We start from the raw sequence: 14,285 nt of genomic DNA on the forward strand, positions 1-14,285 counted from the left end.
ATAGCGTGCGTCCCATGTCTGATGCTGCGCAGCCCACCGCTGCCGAGGTACGTGCCGCCGCCGAGGCGGTCAAAGCCGCACTGGACCGTCACCTCACGGCGGTCGAACGCCGCACGGGTGACGACGACCCGGCCGTCTACGAAGCCTTCAACGCCCTCGCGGGGGCGGCCGAGGCGTACGACGAACTCCTCTACGACCGCTACGACGAGGTCACTCCCTTCGAGATCCCCGGAGCGGACGGTTCGCTGCCGCCGTACGCCGGGCCCGACGAACCGCATGCGCTCAGCCTCCTGATCCGCCGCGACTACGCCGTGGCGGAACCCAAGCGGCTGCTCGCCCAGGCCCGCCGCATCGCCGAGATCGACGGCGAGGCGGACGCCACCGGTCCCGGCGCCCGGGCCGGAGTCTCGCCGCTCGCCGCGCTCGGCGTGCTCTTCGGCGAGTTCGAACCGGACGAGATCGCCTCCCGGCACAAGGAGTTCGGCCTGGAGGAGGGCGACTCCACGCTCTGGGTCACCGCCGCCGAGGAGCTCCCGGAACCGGGGGAGTGGCTCAACGCCCCCTTCGAGCACGCCGATCCGGAGCGGATCGTCTGCCGCTTCGACGTCAGCTCCGTCTTCGACGAGGACGCCGATGACGACGGCGACGACGATGACCAGGAGGGGGCCGGCGGCTCCGCCCCCTGAGGGAGACCCGGGGGCGCGCGAGTCGCGGGGAGACGGCGGAGGGCCGGGACACCGATCGTGGTGTTCCGGCCCTCCGTCGTTCCGCGTTCAGGCCCCTTCCTCAGGGTGCCTGCGCCTCACCCCTACTCCTCGGGCACGGCGAGCAGCGCCTCCAGGAGCGGCCGCAGTCGCGTCGTGCGCTCCGGGGCCACGCCCTCGGCCACCGCGCGGGGCAGCGCCTGGTCCACGCCGTGCACGACGGACAGATGACGCTCCGCGCGGCCGAACGCCGTGTACACCCACGGCCTGCTCAGGCCCCCGGCGGCGTCGCCCGGCAGCACCACGACCACCGCGGGCCAGCGCAGCCCGGCCGCCTGGTGCGCGGTGAGCGCCCAGCCGTGCCGCAGCGCCGACTCCACGCGCTCCTTCGGTACGAGGAGCTCCTCGTCGCCGCACCGCAGCCGCAGCCCCTCGGCGTCGGCCGACAGGACCGTGCCCGTCACCGTCCGCCCCGGCACGGGCGCGTACGCCACCCGGTCCCCGGGGTCGTAGCCGCCGAACCGGCCAGGACCGGGGTTGAGCCGCTGCTTGAGCGCGGCGTTCAACGCGCGCGTACCCGCCGAGCCGCCGTGGCCGACCGTGACGACCTGCGTCTGCTCGGCCGGTACGCCGATCGCCCGCGGCACCGAGTCGGCCACCAGCTGGACGGTACGGTGCACGGCCTCGCCGGCGTCCCGCACGGGGACGATCACGATCTCCTTGCCGGGCGCCTCGACCTGGTTCAGCTCGCCGGCGCCGATGCCCGAGACCAGCTCGCCGAGCGGGCCCGGGTCGGGCACGCGCGAGGCGATCCGCGGGCACACCCGGGCCGCGATCACGTCGCCGAAGACCTGGCCGGCCCCCGGCGCGCCGAGCACGGCGGGGTCGCCGCTGAGCACCAGCCGGCAGCCGTCGGGCAGCGACTCCACGAGCATCGCGGCGGTCTCCACGTCCAGCTGGGGCGCGTCGAGCACCACCAGGACGTCCAGGGCGAAGGCCCCGTCCTCGTCGCGGCCGGGCCCGGCCGCTCCGGAGAGCAGCGCGGCGACCGTCACCGCGTCCGCCCCGGCGGGGCCGAGCGCGCGCCGGCCGCCGTCCGCGTGGACGGCGACGAGGGTGCGCAGCCCGCGCTCGCGGGCGGCCGCGGCGAGGGCGACCGGCTCGGCGCGGGAGGCCTCGCCGCCCGTGTGCAGGACGAGGCCGTGCGCCCCGGCGGCCCGTTCGAGCTCGGAGCCCTCCCAGGTGTCGGCCGTCGCCGTCTTGACCAGCCGGGCGAGGCCGTCCGCGAGGCTCTCCTCCGCGAGCGCGTACCGGTCGAGTCCGAGCAGCACGGGCGAGGCCGGCTCCTCGGGGGCGGCCTCCGCTTCCTCCGGCGACTCCTCGTCCTCCTCGGGCTCCTCCTCGGCCGTCTCCTCCTCCTGGAAGACGAGGACCGCGCCCGCGGACACCGCCTCCTCCACGGCCGACCCGGGATCGGGCACCGCGTGCCCCGCGAGCCCGGCGCGCACGGTGTCGATCTCCAGCGCCGTGTGTCCCTGGAGCGCGGCCCGCTCCAGGAGCCACACCGTCAGGGCGACCGTCCGGCGCGGGTCGTCGGGGCCGCACGCGGCGCCGAGCAGCGCCCGCGCGAAGCCGTCGGCCTGCTCCGGGCGGACCCCGGAGACCGCGAGCAGCTGCCAGGGGTCGTCGAGCAGGGCCTGGGCCGCGCCCTCGCCGAGCGCGGCGGCGACCTGGCCGGCCAGCGCCTCGGGGGCGCCGCCCTTGGCCAGGACCTCGCGCACGGCGGCGGTGGTGCCGGGCGCCGGGGCGGACGCCTGCGCCGGTACGGGGGGCCGCACCGTCATGGCGGGGGCGGCTTCGGGGGTGGGCCGGCGGGGCGCGGGCTCGGGGGCCTCGTAGAACGCGCTGCCGGCGGCCGCGCCGCCCTCCACCGCCCGGACGGCCGCGAGGAGATCGGCGGCCGTGCCGCTCAGCTTGGCGCCGCTCGCCAGGGGCCCTTCCTTCTCGGCCTTGCGCGCCTCGATCTTCGCCCGCAGCTCCCGCTGCGCGGCGAGCTCGGCCTGCGCGTCGCTCAACTCGGGCGTGCCGGCGGCCTCGGCGGCGGCGCCGCCTTCCGCGCCGGGCTCCTCGGAGGCCTCGGACGCGGGCTCGGCGGACTCGGCGGGCTCGGTGCCCGCGGACTCCCGGGACGCTTCGGCCCCGTCGGGCGCGTCCGACTCCTCTGCCGCGTCGACCTCGGCGGGCTCGTCCGACTTCTCGGCCGTGGCGGGCTCCTGAGCCGGCGTGGGCTCCTCGGCCGGCGGCGGCTCCTCGTCGGTCGTGGGCCCCTCGGCCGACGCCGACTCCTCGGCCGTCCCCGGCTCCTCCGGCTCGGCGGCTCCCTGTCGTACGTCCTCCTGGACGTCCTCGGTGGGTGCCACGTCCTCGGGTGCCTCGGGCGCGGTCTCCCCGGAAGGCTCGGTCACAAGGTGCTCCAGTCGTGATCCGGATAGCGGTGCACGGGCGCCGACACATCGTCCAGCGCCCGACAGATCTCGTCAGGAAGACTAAGGGTCTCCACCGACAACGCGGCCGTGAGCTGGCGCGCCGTGCGCGCGCCGACGATCGGAGCGGTCACCCCGGGCCGGTCGCGGACCCAGGCGAGCGCCACGTGCAGCGGGGTCGTCGCGAGCCCGTCGGCGGCCGTCGCGACCGCGTCCACGATCCTGCTCGCGGCATCGTCCAGGTACGGCTCCACGAACGGCGCCATCGTCTCCGAGGCGCCGCGCGAGTCGGACGGGGTCCCGCCGCGGTACTTGCCCGTCAGGACCCCGCGCCCCAGCGGGGAGGAGGGCAGCAGGCCTATCCCGAGGTCCTGCGCCGCCGGCAGCACCTCGCGCTCGACGCCCCGCTGGAGCAGCGAGTACTCCAGCTGCGCCCCCGCGAGCCGGGTCCGGTCCCCGCCGAGCTGCCAGGTGCCCGCCTTGGCGAGCTGCCAGCCGCAGAAGTTCGCCACGCCCGCGTACCGCGCGCGCCCGCTGCGTACCGCGATGTCGAGCGCCTGGAGCGACTCCTCCAGGGGTGTGTACGGGTCGAAGGCGTGCAGCTGCCACAGGTCCACGTGGTCCGTGCCGAGCCGGGCGAGGGAGGCGTCGAGCGCGGCGAGCAGATGGCCGCGCGAGCCGTCCGTACGCCGGTCGGGGTCCGGCACGCTGCCCGCCTTGGTGGACAGGACCAGGTCCTGCCGGGACACGAGCCGCTCCATGAGACGGCCGAGCAGATACTCCGCCTCGCCCCCGCCGTACACGTCGGCGGTGTCCACGAGCGTGCCGCCCGCGTCCCAGAACGACTTCAACTGCTCGGCGGCGTCGTGCTCGTCGGTGTCCCGGCCCCAGGTGAGGGTGCCGAGTCCGATGCGCGACACACGCAGGCCGGTACGTCCGAGATGCCTCTGCTCCATGGGCGCGAGATTACTGGCCAGGGCACCACGCGGAGAGAGCCTGTGGACAACCGCGTCCTGACGGATGCCCCGACCGCGCGCTAGAGTCCCGCCCACAAGGACGTTACCGATGGGTAAGGGGTGCGTGGACATGCGGCTCGGCATCAACCTCGGCTACTGGGGTGCGGGCATGGACGGCGACAACCTCGCCGTCGCCCAGGAGGCGGACCGCCTCGGCTACGACGTCTGCTGGGCCGCCGAGGCCTACGGCTCCGACGCCCCCACCGTGCTCGCCTGGGTCGCGGCGAAGACGGAGCGGATCGACGTCGGCTCCGCGATCATGCAGATCCCGGCCCGACAGCCCGCGATGACGGCCATGACCGCCGCCACCCTCGACTCGCTCACCGGCGGCCGCTTCCGCCTCGGCCTCGGCGTCTCCGGACCGCAGGTCTCCGAGGGCTGGTACGGCGTGAAGTTCGACAAGCCGCTGGCCAGGACCCGCGAGTACGTCGAGATCGTCCGCAAGGCGATGACCCGGGAGCGCCTCAGCTACGAGGGCGAGCACTGGACCCTGCCGCTCCCCGGCGGCCCCGGCAAGCCGATCAAGCTCACCGTGCACCCGGAGCGCGAGCACATCCCGCTCTACATCGCCGCCATCGGCCCCAAGAATCTGGAGCAGACCGGCGAGATCGCCGACGGCGCCCTGCTGATCTTCCCCTCCGCCGCCCACCTGGAGGAGACCGCGCTCCGGCACATCCGCGCGGGCCGCGAGAAGGCCGGGCTGACGATGGACGGCTTCGACGTCTGTCCCACCGTGCCGCTCGCCCTGGGGGACGACGTCGACGCCCTCGCCGACGTGTTCCGCCCGTACACCGCGCTGTACGTCGGCGGCATGGGCAGCCGCAAGCAGAACTTCTACAACCAGCTCGCGCAGCGCATGGGCTACGAGAAGGAAGCCGCCGAGATCCAGGACAAGTACCTGGCCGGCGACAAGGCGGGTGCCGCCGCGGCCGTACCGCAGAGCCTGATCGACCAGACCTCGCTGCTCGGTTCCGTCGAGCGGATCGCCGAGCGGATGACGGCCTACGCGGAGGCCGGCGTCACGACCCTGACCCTCGCCCCGGCCGGCTTCACCCTGGACGAGCGGGTGGCGGCGCTGCGGGCGGGCGTCGAGGCGATGGAGCGAGCCGGACTGGCGTGACCCCGAGGGGCGCCGTCACACAGAGGTTCTGCGGCCGTGGTGGGGGCTCGGGGGTCTTCCCCGCCACGGCCGTCACGCTGCACAACGGCTTCACGGGGCCCTCGGTTACGCCCTCGGGACTCACTCTTTCGGCCGAGCCGTCCGGCCCTCCTGTTGCCCCTCGCCGCGTACCGCACTTGACTCGATCTCCCGGGGGCCGGACGGAGTGCGGACATGCGCACGGAGGTGGCGGCGATGCTCACGGCCAAGGGCCTGTTCCAGGAAATCATCGACAACGACGAGTCCTTCGCGCTCTTCTGCTCGATAGCGGCGAGCGGTGAGACCCAGGGCGGCTGGGAGAACGCCCGGATCGCGGCGCTCGTCGCCCCCGGGATGAGGGATCTCACCCCCAAGATCACCCGGCACGGCGCCGACGAGGACAAGCACGGCCGGATCTTCAACGCGTTGATGAAGAAGCGCGGCCTCGAACCCGTCCCGGTGCCGCCCGACACCGACTACACGATGCTGCTCGAACAGCGCGGCATCGGCCTCGCGCACGACAAGCTGCGCCGCGACGAGCCGCTGAGCGAGCAGGACATCATCGTCTACCTCGCCCACAGCAGGGTCACCGAGCAGCGGGCCGCCGACCAGATGGACATGCTGGTCACGTACTTCGGGAGCCATCCCGAACTCGGCAAGGCCATCCACATGATCGACAACGACGAGGCGAACCACCTCGCCTACTGCCACGAGGAACTGCTCCGCCTCGCGCGCGCGGGACACGGCCGCCTCATCCAGCGGACCCTGCGCGAGTCCGCCCTCGTCGAGATCCAGGTCTACCGCGACGTCAGCCTCGCCGTGATGGGGCACATGGGACGGATCCTGCGCTGGCCCAAGCCCAAGGCGGCCGTCCTCGCCGCCGGCATCCGAGGGATGTACGCGTACGAGCGCGCCGCGGGCTGGCACCGGATGGTCGGCCTGAAGATGCCCGAGCGACTCGACGCCCTCGGCGGGCCCGCGACCCCCGCCCCGGCCTTCTGACCGCCCCCTCCTTCGGCCCCGGCGCGGCGGGCCCGCTCCGGGGTGACCGCCGGCCCGCGGCTCACATCCAGCCGCGCCGCTTGAACATCCGGTACAGGGTGAGGACGATGCCGGCCATCGCCACGAGCACCACCGGGTACGACGCCACCCAGCGCAGCTCCGGCATGTGGTCGAAGTTCATGCCGTAGATGCCCGCGACCATCGTGGGGACGGCGGCCATGGCCGCCCACGCCGAGATCTTCCGCATGTCGTCGTTCTGCCGCACCCCCATCTGCGCGAGGTGGGCCGACAGCACGTCGGACAGGAGCCGGTCGAGCCCCTCCACCTGATCGTTGGCGCGCAGCAGATGGTCGTTGACGTCCCGGAAGAAGGGCTGCGACCGCTCGTTCACGAAGGGCACCGAACCGCCCGTGAGCCGGGCCATCGGCCCGGCCAGCGGACCGCTGGCCCGGCGGAACTCCAGGACCTGCCGCTTCGCCGTGTAGATCCGCTCCGCCGTGTTCGCGGGATTGCCGCCGGTGGGCGCGAAGACGTCCGCCTCCAGCTCCTCAAGGTCCACCTGGAGCTCGCCCGCCACATCGAGGTAATGGTCCACGACCGCGTCGCTCACCGCGTACAGCACCGCCGTCGGCCCGTGCTTCAGGACCTCCGGGTCGGCTTCGAGCCGCCGGCGCACCTGCGCGAGCGGGGCGCCCTCGCCGTGCCGGACGGTCACCACGAAGGAGTCGCCCATGAACAGCATCAGCTCGCCCGAGGAGACCCGGTCGCTCTCCGGCTCGTAGTCGACCGGCTTGAGCACCGCGAACAGCGAGTCGTCGTAGACCTCCAGCTTGGGCCGCTGGTGGGCCTTCAGCGCGTCCTCGACGGCCAGCGGGTGCAGCGCGAACTCCGAGGCGACATGGTCGAACTCCGCCTCCGTGGGTTCGTGGAGCCCCACCCACAGAAAGGCGTCCCCGGCGGCCCGCGCCTCGTCGAGCGCGTCGGAGAGGTCGGCGGGTCCGTCCGTACGGCGCCCGTCCCGGTAGATGGCTGAGTCCACGATCACGCGCCGTATTCTCCATCGAACGGCCTCGCGACGCACGCGTGGATCCGCCCGGGGCCTCCGGCGCCATCGGCCCGGACCCGCCGGACACCTCCGGGCACCGCCTAGGCTGGCCGCCATGGCCACGCTGATCCTCGTCCGGCACGGACGCTCCACCGCCAACACCTCCGGGGTCCTCGCCGGGCGCACCCCCGGGATCTCCCTCGACGAGCGGGGCGCCGTGCAGGCCGCCGCGCTCCCCGGGCGACTGGCGGACGTCCCGCTCGCCGCCGTCGTCTCCAGCCCCCTCCAGCGGTGCCGGGAGACCGTACGGCCCCTCCTCGACGCCCGCCCGGACCTCCCGCTGCACGTCGAGGACCGGATCAACGAGTGCGACTACGGCGACTGGTCCGGCCGGAAGCTGGCCGAGCTCAACGACGAACCCCTGATGGAGGTCGTCCAGGCGCACGCCTCCGCCGCCGCCTTCCCCGGCGGCGAGTCCATGCGCGCGATGCAGGCCCGCGCCGTCGACGCCGTGCACGACTGGAACGCGCGGATCGAGGCCGAGTACGGCGAGGACGCCGCCTACGTCATGTGCTCGCACGGCGACATCGTCAAGTCGATCGTGGCGGACGCGCTCGGCCTCCACCTCGACCTCTTCCAGCGCCTCCACGTCGACCCGTGCTCGGTCACCGTCATCCGCTACACGCGCCTGCGTCCCTTCCTCGTCCGCCTCGGCGACACCGGGGACTTCGCCGGCTTCGCCCCGCGCGAGAACCCCGACAGCAGCGGGACCGCTGAGGTCGGGGGCGGTGCGGGCGCACCGTGATCCCTTCGCGCAGTAGGGTGGACGCGCCGCTGTAGTACGACTGTCGAGACGCAAGGGAGCCGGGAAACGTGTCCCGTCAGGTGTTCCTCTACGACCCACCGGAGCGTTTCGTGGCCGGTACGGTCGGGCTGCCTGGCCGCCGTACGTTCTTCCTCCAGGCGTCCGCCGCCGGCCGGGTCACCAGCGTCGCCCTGGAGAAGACCCAGGTCGCCGCGCTCGCCGAGCGCATGGACGAACTCCTCGACGAGGTCGTCCGCCGCACCGGGGGCAACGCCCCGGTGCCCGCCGTCGCGCCCGCCGAGGTCGCCGACACCGCCCCCCTCGACGTACCCGTCGAGGAGGAGTTCCGGGTCGGCACCATGGCGCTCGCCTGGGACGGCGAGGAGCAGCGCATGATCGTCGAGGCGCAGGCGCTCGTCGAACTCGAGGTGGAGTCCGAGGAGGACCTCGCCGAGGCCGAGGAGCGGCTGCTCCAGGACGAGGAGAACGGCCCGCCGATGCTCCGGGTCCGCCTCAGCGGCGCCCAGGCCCGCGCCTTCGCGAAGCGGGCCCTCGACGTCGTCAACGCCGGCCGCCCGCCCTGCCCGCTGTGCAGCCTGCCGCTCGACCCCGAGGGCCATGTCTGCCCGCGCCAGAACGGATACCGCCGCGGAGCATGAGCAGCAGCCCCCCGACGCCGCCCGACGCCGAGCTGCTGGCCCACGGTGAGCTGACCGTGCGTGGCCAGGTCCGCGAGGCCTCCAACGCCGTGCTCTACTGCTCCGTCGCGTACGAGGGACGGGAAGCGGCCTGCGTCTACAAGCCGGTCGCGGGGGAGCAGCCGCTGTGGGACTTCCCCGACGGCACGCTCGCCCAGCGCGAGGTCGCGGCGTACGAGATCTCCGAGGCCACCGGCTGGGGCCTGGTCCCGCCGACCGTGCTCCGCGACGGCCCGTACGGCGAGGGCATGGTCCAGCTGTGGATCGAGGCCGATCCCGGGGCGCGGCTGCTCGCCCTGACCGAGGACGACGAGGCGGGCGAGGGCTGGAAGGCCGTCGGTCCCGCCCAGGTCGCCGAGGACCGCACCGCGCTCCTCGTCCACGCGGACACCCCCGACCTGCGGCGGCTGGCCGTCCTGGACGCCGTCATCAACAACGGCGACCGCAAGGGCGGACACCTGCTGCCCGCCCCCGGCGGCCACCTCTACGGGATCGACCACGGGGTCACCTTCCACGTCGACGACAAGCTGCGCACCCTCCTGTGGGGCTGGGCGGGCGAGGAGCTGCCCGCGGAGGCGGCCGGAGTGCTCGACGCCCTCGGCCGCTCCCTGGCCCCGGGAGAGCCTCTCGCCGCCCGTCTGGCGGAACTGCTCACGGATGCCGAGGTGGCGGCCGTACGCGCCCGCGTGGAGGCGCTGCGGACGACAGGACGGCACCCGGAGCCCTCGGGACAGTGGCCGGCGATCCCCTGGCCGCCCGTCTGACGGGACCGAAAGGTTTCGGCCATCCCTGTGCACGGCCTCTTGGGGGCCGTGCACCCCTGGGGGGTATGCACGCAGGCCTCCGACCCGCAAGAGTGCCTAATAGGTCAAGATCCCGGATCCGGTTCGTATCCGGAACACCTGTCCGGTTACGCTCGGGTCATGCATGCCTGGCCCGCTTCTGAGGTCCCCGCCCTTCCCGGCAAGGGCCGCGACCTCCGGATCCACGACACCGCGACCGGCGGACGAGTGACCCTCGCCCCCGGCCCCGTCGCCCGTATCTATGTCTGCGGCATCACGCCGTACGACGCGACCCACATGGGTCACGCGGCGACCTACAACGCGTTCGACCTCGTTCAGCGCGTGTGGCTCGACACCAAGCGGCAGGTGCACTACGTCCAGAACGTCACGGACGTGGACGACCCGCTCCTGGAGCGCGCGATCCGCGACGGCATCGACTGGGTCGGCCTGGCCGAGCGGGAGACCGCCCTCTTCCGCGAGGACATGACCGCCCTGCGGATGCTGCCCCCGCAGCACTACATCGGCGCGGTCGAGGCCATACCCGGCATCGTCCCGCTCGTCGAGCGCCTCCGGGACTCCGGAGCCGCCTACGAGCTCGAAGGAGACATCTACTTCTCCGTCGACGCCGACCCGCACTTCGGGCAGGTCTCGAACTACACCACCGAGCTGATGCGTCACCTCTCCGCCGAGCGCGGCGGGGACCCGGACCGTCCGGGCAAGAAGAACCCGCTCGACCCGATGCTCTGGATGGCCGCCCGCGAGGGCGAGCCGAGCTGGGACGGCGCGAGCCTCGGCGCCGGCCGCCCCGGCTGGCACATCGAGTGCGTCGCCATCGCCCTCGACCACCTGGGCATGGGCTTCGACGTGCAGGGCGGCGGCTCCGACCTGATCTTCCCGCACCACGAGATGGGCGCCTCCCACGCCCAGACCCTCACCGGCGAGTTCCCCATGGCGAAGGCGTACGTCCACGCCGGCATGGTCGCCCTCGACGGCGAGAAGATGTCCAAGTCCCGGGGCAACCTGGTCTTCGTCTCGAAGCTCCGCCGCGACGGCGTCGACCCGGCCGCCATCCGGCTCGCGTTGCTCTCCCACCGCTACCGCGACGACTGGGAGTGGACCGACCGGGTCCTCCAGGACGCCGTGGAGCGCCTCGGCCGGTGGCGCGCCGCCGTGTCGCGCCCCGACGGCCCGTCCGCCGACGCGCTCGTCGAGGAGCTCCGCGAGGCCCTGTCCGACGACCTCGACACGCCCACCGCGCTCGCCGCGGTCGACCGCTGGGCCGCGCTCCAGACGGCCGAGGGCGGCACCGACGACTCCGCTCCCGGTCTCGTCTCCCGCGCTGTCGACGCACTGCTCGGTGTGGCCCTGTAACAAGCAGGACCGTACAACTCTCTTTCAGGCAACCGCCCTTGGACTTCTCGCCGAAGTCCGAGGGCGGTTCCGTTTTGTCCTGGCGGCCATGCTCGTTCCTGCGCTAAATAAGCTCCATGCAATCATCATCACGCATGAAAGTTGCACTTGCCGGAGCCGCCCTTGGGCTCCTGGCGGCCTTCGCGGGACCCGGCACCACCGCGTCGGCCCTCCCCACCGACAGCGCCGACACGGTCGGCACCACCGCACAGGAGCCCGGCACCACGGTCGGCGACCTCACCGGGTTCGCCGCCGCCGGATCCGTCTACCGGCTGACCGCCGGCCAGGCCCAGGCCCGGGTCAGCTTCGTCACCGCAGACACCTTCCGCATCGAACTCGCCCCCGACGGCACGTTCACCGACCCCACCGGCGGCGACATCACGCTGCCCCAGGGCCCGCCCCCGGCCACCCGCTGGCGTGACCTGGGCGACCGCTACGAACTGAGCAGCTCCCAGGTGACCCTGCGCGCCTACAAGTCACCGCTCCGCTTCGCCGCCCTGCGCGCCGACGGCACCCCGCTCTGGAGCGAGTCCCGCGGCCTCAGCTGGACCGCCGACCGCACCACCCAGACCCTCGCCCGCGGCGCCACCGAGCAGTTCTACGGCGCCGGCATGCAGAACGGCCGCGGCAACACCTCCCACCGCGACAAGACCGTCGAGGTCGGCGTCGACTACAACTGGAACGACGGCGGCCACCCCAACTCCGTCCCCTTCTACCTCTCCTCCGCCGGATACGGCGTCTACCGCAACACCTACGCGCCGAACACCTACGCCTTCACCGAACCCGTCACCACCAGCGCCCAGGAACGGCGCTTCGACGCCTACTACTTCGCCGGCACCGGCGGCGACGCCGCCAAGGACGTCATCGGCCAGTACACCCGGCTCACCGGCAAGCCCTTCCTGCCGCCCGTGTACGGCCTGGAGATAGGCGACGCCGACTGCTACCTCCACAACGCCAACCGGGGCGAGCGCCGCACCCTCGACGCCCTGAAGGTCGCCGACGGCTACGTCGAGAACGACATGCCCAACGGCTGGATGCTCGTCAACGACGGCTACGGCTGCGGCTACGAGAACCTCGCCGAGGCCTCCGCCGGACTCGGCGAGCGCGGCATGAAGCTCGGCCTCTGGACCGAGGACGGCATCGACAAGCTCGAAGAGCAGGTCAAGGCAGGCCAGCGGGTCGCCAAGCTCGACGTCGCCTGGGTCGGTGAGGGCTACAAGTTCGCCCTCGACGGCTGCAAGGACGCCCACGCCGGCATCGAGGCCCACAGCGACGCCCGCGGCTTCACCTGGGCCCCCGAGAGCTGGTCCGGCGCCCAGCGCTGCGGCGTCCAGTGGTCCGGCGACCAGTCCGGCAGCTGGGAGTACATCCGCTGGCAGATCCCGACCTACGCGGGCGCGTCCATGTCCGGACTCGCCTACACCACCGGGGACGTCGACGGCATCTTCGGCGGCAGCGCCAAGACCTACACCCGCGACCTGCAGTGGAAGACCTTCCTTCCGGTCACCATGACCATGGACGGCTGGGCCGCCAGCGACAAGCAGCCCTTCCGCTACGGCGAGCCCTACACCAGCGTCAACCGCGCCTCCCTCAAGCTCCACGAGGCCCTCCTCCCGTACATCTACAGCCACGCCCACCAGGCCACCAGGACCGGCGTCGGCCTCGCCCGGCCGCTCGCCCTGGAGTACCCGGACGACCCCAGGGCCGCCACCGAGGCCGCGAAGTACGAGTTCCTCAGCGGTGAGGACTTCCTGGTCGCCCCCGTCTACCAGGACGCCGTGGAGCGCGACGGCATCTACCTCCCCAAGGGCACCTGGATCGACTACTGGAGCGGCCGCACCTACGAAGGCCCCGTCACCGTCGACGACTACAGCGCCCCGCTCGACACCCTGCCCCTCTTCGTACGGGCCGGGGCGACCGTCCCGATGTGGCCCGGCGACATCCGCTCGTACACCGACCGCGCCCCCGGCGACCCGATCGCCTGGGACATCTACCCGAAGGGCGACTCCTCCTTCGAGCTGTACGAGGACGACGGCGTCACCCGCGAACACCGCGCCGGCCGGTACGCCACCCAGCGCGCCGAGGTCCGCGCCCCGCAGCGCGGCGCCGGCGACATCACCGTCCGCATCGGCGCGAGCAAGGGCACGTACACCGGAAAGGCGGCCGCCCGGCCGTACGCCTTCACGGTCCACACCGGCGACGCCCCCGGCGCCGTCCGGCTCGACGGCCGCAAGCTGCCCGCCCTCACCTCCCGCGCCGCCTTCGACGCGGCCGCCCAGGGCTGGTGGTACGACCGCGACGAGCGCGGGGGAGTGGTCCGGGTCAAGACGGCCGCCCTCTCCACCGCCCGCGACTTCGAGCTGCGGCTGAGCGGGACCAGCGCGGTCGGCGGCGCCGTACCGGGCGCCTCCGCCACCCTCGCCGTCCCCACGGCGCAGGAGCTCGGCGCCGGGGCGCCCGGCACCGTCGCCGTCGACGTCACCGCCGGCACCCGCGACGCCACCGACGTACGGGTCTCCCTGGCCGCCCCGGCCGGCTGGCAGGTCACCCCGGCCGCCCCGATCGACCGCGTCCCGGCCGGAACCACCCGCCGGGTCGAGGTCACCGTCACCCCCGCCGCAGACGCCAAGCCCGGCGAGGCCACCCTCACCGCCACCGCCCGGCACCGGGCCGCGGGCACCGACCGCACCGCCACCCAGCGGTTCGCGGTCGGCGTGATGCCCCCGCCGCCGACCGGCGAGGCCTGGGCGAGCGACCTCGTCTGGCTGCGCTCCACCAACGGCTGGGGCCCGCCCGAACGCGACCGCTCCAACGGCGAGTCCGGCGCCACCGACGGCCGGACCCTCACCCTGGCCGGCACGACCTACGAGAAGGGCATCGGCGCCCACGCCGACTCCGACATCGAGGTCTACCTCGGCGGCCGCTGCACCACCTTCACCGCCGACATCGGCATCGACGACGAGATCAACGGCTACGGCGACGTGGCCTTCTCCGTCGAGGCCGACGGCAGGGTCCTGTGGACCTCGCCCCGGCTCACCGGCGCCTCCGCGACCCTGCCCGTGAACGTCGACGTGACCGGGGCGCGGCACGTCCGGCTGCGGATCACGGACACCAACGGGTCCAAGAGCGGCGACCACGGGGACTGGGCGGCGGCCCGGTTCGGCTGTGCCTGACGCGTGATCTGATCCGCGGCCGACACGAC

General features: G+C 73.5%; 11 protein-coding genes. 8 read left to right on the forward strand and 3 right to left on the reverse strand.

The features are described from left to right. The first annotated feature begins 14 nt into the window (after nt 1-14). Nucleotides 15-686 carry a hypothetical protein gene (locus tag ACIP8Z_RS26970; protein ID WP_402087791.1) on the forward strand — a complete coding sequence of 224 codons (672 nt, stop codon included), beginning with the start codon at nt 15-17 and terminating at the stop codon, nt 684-686. Between the two features lie 122 nt (nt 687-808). Here the strand turns inward: ACIP8Z_RS26970 and ACIP8Z_RS26975 are convergent, their stop codons facing one another. Together ACIP8Z_RS26975 and ACIP8Z_RS26980 are read right to left on the reverse strand one after the other, a co-directional pair. Beyond that, nucleotides 809-3,169, reverse strand: a complete 2,361-nt coding sequence (locus ACIP8Z_RS26975; protein WP_402087793.1) for a helix-hairpin-helix domain-containing protein — start codon at nt 3,167-3,169, stop codon at nt 809-811. After that, nucleotides 3,166-4,143 (reverse strand): aldo/keto reductase, encoded by a 978-nt coding sequence (locus tag ACIP8Z_RS26980; protein WP_266964253.1) that lies wholly within the window; start codon nt 4,141-4,143, stop codon nt 3,166-3,168. The genes ACIP8Z_RS26975 and ACIP8Z_RS26980 overlap by 4 nt, the downstream gene beginning before the upstream one ends. A 130-nt stretch (nt 4,144-4,273) precedes the next feature. On the opposite strand from ACIP8Z_RS26980, the gene ACIP8Z_RS26985 reads away from it, so the two are divergent. Together ACIP8Z_RS26985 and ACIP8Z_RS26990 are read left to right on the forward strand one after the other, a co-directional pair. Then, complete coding sequence (locus tag ACIP8Z_RS26985; RefSeq protein WP_030315937.1) at nt 4,274-5,323, forward strand: LLM class F420-dependent oxidoreductase; 1,050 nt, start codon at nt 4,274-4,276, stop codon at nt 5,321-5,323. A gap of 234 nt (nt 5,324-5,557) precedes the next feature. After that, nucleotides 5,558-6,343 (forward strand): ferritin-like domain-containing protein, encoded by a 786-nt coding sequence (locus ACIP8Z_RS26990; RefSeq protein ID WP_402088307.1) that lies wholly within the window; start codon nt 5,558-5,560, stop codon nt 6,341-6,343. 61 nt (nt 6,344-6,404) lie between these two features. Here ACIP8Z_RS26990 and ACIP8Z_RS26995 read toward each other — a convergent pair whose 3' ends face one another. Next, a complete protein-coding gene (locus tag ACIP8Z_RS26995) occupies nt 6,405-7,397 on the reverse strand; it encodes a magnesium and cobalt transport protein CorA (RefSeq protein WP_402088310.1) in 993 nt (330 codons plus the stop codon). Nucleotides 7,398-7,503: 106 nt separating this feature from the next. Between ACIP8Z_RS26995 and ACIP8Z_RS27000 the strand changes: the two genes are divergently transcribed. The 5 genes from ACIP8Z_RS27000 (at nt 7,504) to ACIP8Z_RS27020 (ending at nt 14,256) form a co-directional block, all read left to right on the forward strand. Further along, complete coding sequence (locus tag ACIP8Z_RS27000; RefSeq protein WP_402087796.1) at nt 7,504-8,193, forward strand: histidine phosphatase family protein; 690 nt, start codon at nt 7,504-7,506, stop codon at nt 8,191-8,193. Between the two features lie 68 nt (nt 8,194-8,261). Then, nucleotides 8,262-8,852: a DUF3090 domain-containing protein gene (locus ACIP8Z_RS27005; protein WP_319318413.1), complete on the forward strand. Its 591-nt coding sequence runs from the start codon at nt 8,262-8,264 to the stop codon at nt 8,850-8,852. Continuing rightward, nucleotides 8,816-9,655, forward strand: coding sequence for an SCO1664 family protein (locus ACIP8Z_RS27010; RefSeq protein ID WP_402088313.1), 840 nt, complete (start codon nt 8,816-8,818; stop codon nt 9,653-9,655). Before ACIP8Z_RS27005 ends, ACIP8Z_RS27010 begins: the two co-directional genes overlap by 37 nt. A gap of 159 nt (nt 9,656-9,814) precedes the next feature. Continuing rightward, entirely contained in the window at nt 9,815-11,044 is a 1,230-nt protein-coding gene (gene mshC, locus ACIP8Z_RS27015) for a cysteine--1-D-myo-inosityl 2-amino-2-deoxy-alpha-D-glucopyranoside ligase (RefSeq protein WP_402087801.1), read from the forward strand. A gap of 116 nt (nt 11,045-11,160) precedes the next feature. Continuing rightward, nucleotides 11,161-14,256: an NPCBM/NEW2 domain-containing protein gene (locus ACIP8Z_RS27020; RefSeq protein WP_402087804.1), complete on the forward strand. Its 3,096-nt coding sequence runs from the start codon at nt 11,161-11,163 to the stop codon at nt 14,254-14,256. Nucleotides 14,257-14,285 lie beyond the last annotated feature (29 nt).

The organism is Streptomyces sp. NPDC088553, assembly GCF_044752965.1.
In the GTDB taxonomy this organism is placed as follows: Bacteria; Actinomycetota; Actinomycetes; order Streptomycetales; family Streptomycetaceae; genus Streptomyces.